Raw genomic sequence first — 4,544 nt, 5'->3', positions numbered from 1 at the left:
GAGCAGGAGGTCCATGGCGACATGGTAGGGAATGCGCTTCGGCAGCTTGATCGTCGCGGCATCGGCAAGCGTGCCGGCGCGGATCTCGGGCAGCGCGAAGGAGGAATGGTCGGCGGCGTAGATGAGATCGCAGGACAGCGCCAGCTCGAAGCCGCCGCCGACCGCCATGCCGTTGACGCAAGCGATGACCGGCTTGTTGAGGTCGCGCAATTCCTGCAGGCCGGCGAAGCCGCCGACGCCGTAATCGCCGTCGACCGCGTCACCGCCGGCCGCCGCCTTGAGGTCCCAGCCGGCGCAGAAGAACTTGTCGCCGGCGGTCCTGACGATGGCGACACGCAGGTCGGGATCGTCGCGGAACGCCTTGAACGTCTCGCCCATCAGCCGCGACGTCTTCAGGTCGATGGCATTGGCCTTCGGCCGGTCAAGCGTGACTTCGAGGATCGTGCCCTCGCGGCGGGTCGAAATGACGTCAGGCATTCTTCTTCTCTCCAAGCACCAGCAGCGCGTCGGCGATCCAGGCGCCCTTGCCTTCGGCGCAGACGATCAGCGGATTGATGTCGAGCTCCTCGATCTCGCCGGCATTCTGCTGCACAAAGCCGGCGATGCCGGCGATGGCGTCGATGGCCGCCTGGACATCGGCCTTGGGCCGGCCGCGATAGCCTTCGAGCAGTGGGTAGAGCTTCAGTCCACGCAATGCCGCCTCGATATCGTCGCGGGTCGCCGGCAGCATCAAAGTGACGCTGTCGCGCAGGAGCTCGACCAGCACGCCGCCGGTGCCGAGCGTCATCACCGCGCCGAACATCGGGTCGCGGGTGAAGCCGACGATCAGCTCGGCGACGCCGTCGCGCACCATGCGCTCGGCATAGAGGCCGGTGCCGAGCGGCAGGAGGTCATGCGCGGCGGTGCTCACGGATTCGGCATCCTTGAGGTTGAGGATCACCGCGCCGACTTCCGACTTGTGGGTGACGCCCAGCGCCTTCAGCGCCACCGGGAAGCCTAGCGCCATCGACGAAATCACCGCCTCAACCGCATTGGCGGCGCGCTCGCCCTTCGGCACCGGTAGCCCGGCCTTGATCAGCCGCGCCTTGGCCTCGGCCTCGTCGGGCGTAACATGGCCGGCGTCGGCCGCGCCCGCGGCGCTGGTGTCGACCGGCTGTGCCTCGGGCTCGCGCCAGGCCCAGCCGATGAAGGCGGCCGCCTGAGCGGCATCCATGGCTTCCGAGATGCCGAACAACGGCACCATGCCGCGCGCCATCAGCCCGGCGGTATATTCCTCCGGCAGGTTTTCCGGCAGTGAGGACACGATCGCGCCTTGCGCGCTGTTGGTCTTCAGCGCCGCCTCGAAAGCGCGCAGCGTCGCCCACCAGTCGGTGTCGGAGCAGCGGTCGGGACGCGGGAAGTCGAGCACCAGCATGTTGAGGTCGAAGCCGCCCGACACCATCGCGGTGAAGGTGGCCGTCATAGCCGGCTCGTTGTTCCAGATGAAGGTGTGGTAGTCGAGCGGATTGGCGACCGCGACCAGCGGCCCCAGCGTCGACTTGACATGGACGCGATGCTTGTCGGTCAGAGGCGGGAAATGCACCCAGCGCCCCTCCGCGCTGTCGGCCATCACCGAGGCCTCGCCGCCCGAGCAGCTCATCGACGACAGCTTGTAGCCGGGCAGCGGCCCGGTGATGTGCAGCAGCTTCAGCGCCTCGATGAAGGCTGGAATGGAATCGACGCGGGCGATGCCGAGCCGCCTCAGGAAGGCGCCGGAAGCGGCGTCCGAGCCGGCCAGCGAGGCGGTGTGCGACACCGTCGCCTGCCGCGCCTGTTCCGAGCGGCCGACCTTCATGGCGATGATCGGCTTCCTCAGCTCGCGCGCCCTGGCCGCAAGCCGCTCGAAACCGGCGACCGAATCGAAGGCCTCGATGTGCAGGCCGAGCGAGGTGACGCGCTCATCCTCGATCAGGCCGAGGGCCATTTCCGAGAGGCCGGTCTGCGCCTGATTGCCGGCGGTCATCAGGAAGGCGATCGGCAGGCCGCGCTTCTGCATCGTCATGTTGATGGCGATGTTGGACGACTGGGTGATGATGGCGACGCCCTTGCCGCTGTCGGGCAGCCTGATGCCGCCATGCTGGTCGGGCCAGAGCAGCGCGCCGTCGGCATAGTTGATGAGGCCGTAGCAGTTGGGGCCGATGATCGGCATCTGGCCGGCGGCCGTAACCAATTCAGCCTGCAGCCGCTCGCCGTCCTCGTCATAGGCTTCGGTCTCGAGGAAGCCAGCGGCGAAGCAGACGGCGCCGCCGGCGCCGCGCTCTGCCAGAGCCTTGACCACCTCGATGGAAAGATGCCGGTTGACGCCGACGAAAGCGGCATCGGGCGCGCCGGGCAATTCGGCGACGGAGCGGTAGGCCTTGCGGCCGGCAACCTCGTCCTTGGTCGGGTGCACCGGCCAGATTTCGCCGGCAAAGCCCATCTTGATCGATTGCGCGACGACGGCGGCGGCCTGTGCGCCGCCAAACACGGCGATCGATTTCGGGCGCAGGAGACGTTCGAGTTTATGCATGGCCATCTTTTCGTTTGAGCATGATCTTCTCCAAAAGCCGGATCCCGGCTTTGGGCATCATGCTCTAAGCCCCAAACGGACGCAGCAGCGCCCGCGAAATAATATGTCGCTGAATCTCCGAAGTGCCTTCCCAGATGCGCTCGACGCGGGCGTCGCGCCAGATGCGCTCCAGCGGCAGATCGTCCATCAGCCCCATGCCGCCATGGATTTGGATCGCCTCGTCGGCGACGAAAGCCAGCATCTCTGTAGCCTTCAGCTTGGCCATGGCCATGTCCTGGTCGGTGACGGTGCCCTGATCGTACTTCCAGCCGGCTTCGAACACCATCAGGTCGGCGGCTTTCAACTCCGTCGCCATGTCGGCGAGCTTGAACGACACGCCCTGGAACTTGCCGATCTGCTGGCCGAACTGCTGGCGCTGGGCGGCGTACTCGATGGCGTGGCCAAGCGCACGCTCGGCGCGGCCGAGGCAGGTGGCGCCGACCTGCAGGCGAGTGGCGCCGAGCCAGGAATTGGCAACCTCGAAACCCTTGTGCACCTCGCCCAGGACCTGGCTCGCCGGCAGCCGGCAATCATCGAATTCGAGGATGGCGTTGGTGTAGCCGCGATGCGAGACGTTGCGGTAGCCGTCGCGCACGGCAAAGCCCCTGGTGCCCTTGTCGACGAAGAAGGCGGTGATCTTCTTGCGTTTGCCGCGCGGCGAATCCTCTTCGCCTGAAGCCATGAAACAAATCGCAAAGTCGGCGATGTCGGCATGGCTGATGAAGTGTTTGGTGCCGTTCAGCACCCAGTCGTCGCCATCCTGCACGGCGGTGGCCTTCATGCCGCGCAGGTCGGAGCCGGCGCCGGGCTCGGTCATTGCCAGGCAGTCCCACTTCTCGCCGCGGATGCAGGGGAAGAGATATTTCTCGCGCTGCTCCGGCGTGCCGGCGAGCAGGATGTTGGAAGGACGCGCTACGCAGGTCCAGTGCAGCGCGTAGTTGGCGCGGCCGAGCTCCTTCTCGTAGAGCAGCCAACTCACCGTATCGAGGCCGGCGCCGCCGACATCGGCCGGCATGTTGGCGGCGTAGAGCCCGGCCTCGAGCGCCTTGGCCTTCAGCTCGTCGATCAGCTCGCGGCGCAGCACGCCGGTGCGCTCCACCTCGCGCTCATGCGGATAAAGCTCGTTCTCGACGAAGGCGCGCGTCGTCTCGACGATGAGCTTTTGTTCCTCGGAAAGACCGAAATCCATCGCCTCAGCCCTTCTTCTTGCTCTTCTTCGACTTTTCGGCCTTTGCCGGCTTCACGGCCTTCTTCACCGGCTTGGCAGCCTTGGCCTTCTCGGCCGCCTTGGAGACCGGCTTCTTCGCCGCCAGCTTGGCGAGCTGCCTGGTATAGTCCTTGTGCAGCGCGCCGGCGCCCCAGCCCTTGCCCTTGTTCTGCTTCGACAGCGCCTCCATGATCGCGACCAGATTGTCGTCGCGGATCTTTTCCAGCTCGCGGATCGACAGGCCGTGCGCCTGCTCGTCCGACTGGGTGGCGATGAGATCGACCAACTCATCGTTGAACTCCGGCACGTCCATCAACTTGGTCCACGGCCATTTCAGGCAAGGGCCGAACTGCGCCATGAAGTGGCGCATGCCGGCCTCACCGCCGGCGACGCGGTAGACCTGGAACATGCCCATCTGCGCCCAGCGCAGGCCGAAGGAATAGCGCATGATGTCGTCGAGTTCCTCGACGGTGCAGATGCCATCCTTGACCAGCCACAGCGCCTCGCGCCAGGCGGCTTCGAGCAGGCGGTCGCCGACGAAGGCCTCGATCTCCTTGCGCACCACCACCGGCTTCATGCCGATCGAGGCGTAAAGTTCCTTGGCGACCTCGATCGCCTCCGGGAAGGTCTGCTCGCCGCCGACGATCTCGACCAGCGGCAGGAGATAGACCGGGTTGAACGGATGGCCGACGACCAGCCGCTCCGGGTGCTTCTTCATCGCCACCTGCATGTCGGTCGGCTTGATGCCGG

4 protein-coding genes are annotated in these 4,544 nt (G+C 66.1%); all 4 read right to left on the bottom strand.

Annotated features, from left to right (window positions below; genetic code table 11):
- The coding region (locus EN742_RS25315) for an enoyl-CoA hydratase-related protein (RefSeq protein WP_189375576.1) at positions 1–477 on the bottom strand (477 nt) is incomplete at its 3' end.
- Complete coding sequence (locus tag EN742_RS25310) at positions 470–2,548, bottom strand: acetate--CoA ligase family protein (protein ID WP_127406912.1); 2,079 nt, start codon at positions 2,546–2,548, stop codon at positions 470–472. The genes EN742_RS25315 and EN742_RS25310, both read right to left, overlap by 8 nt.
- A gap of 64 nt (positions 2,549–2,612) precedes the next feature.
- Positions 2,613–3,776 carry an acyl-CoA dehydrogenase gene (locus EN742_RS25305; RefSeq protein ID WP_127406913.1) on the bottom strand — a complete coding sequence of 388 codons (1,164 nt, stop codon included), beginning with the start codon at positions 3,774–3,776 and terminating at the stop codon, positions 2,613–2,615.
- Positions 3,777–3,780: 4 nt separating this feature from the next.
- On the bottom strand, positions 3,781–4,544 hold a 764-nt coding region (locus tag EN742_RS25300; protein ID WP_128333412.1), incomplete at its 5' end, for a 3-hydroxyacyl-CoA dehydrogenase NAD-binding domain-containing protein.

Source organism: Mesorhizobium sp. M4A.F.Ca.ET.020.02.1.1 (genome assembly GCF_004022645.1).
Lineage (GTDB): Bacteria > Pseudomonadota > Alphaproteobacteria > Rhizobiales > Rhizobiaceae > Mesorhizobium.
The sequence above is the reverse complement of the archived record's forward strand: the minus strand, read 5'-3'. Positions and strand labels throughout refer to the sequence as shown.

What these genes read in the sequence shown, in the direction of transcription:
- EN742_RS25310 (WP_127406912.1), bottom strand. Translation starts at nt 2,548, where the DNA reads ATGCATAAACTCGAACGTCTCCTGCGCCCGAAATCGATCGCCGTGTTT.
- EN742_RS25305 (WP_127406913.1), bottom strand. Translation starts at nt 3,776, where the DNA reads ATGGATTTCGGTCTTTCCGAGGAACAAAAGCTCATCGTCGAGACGACG.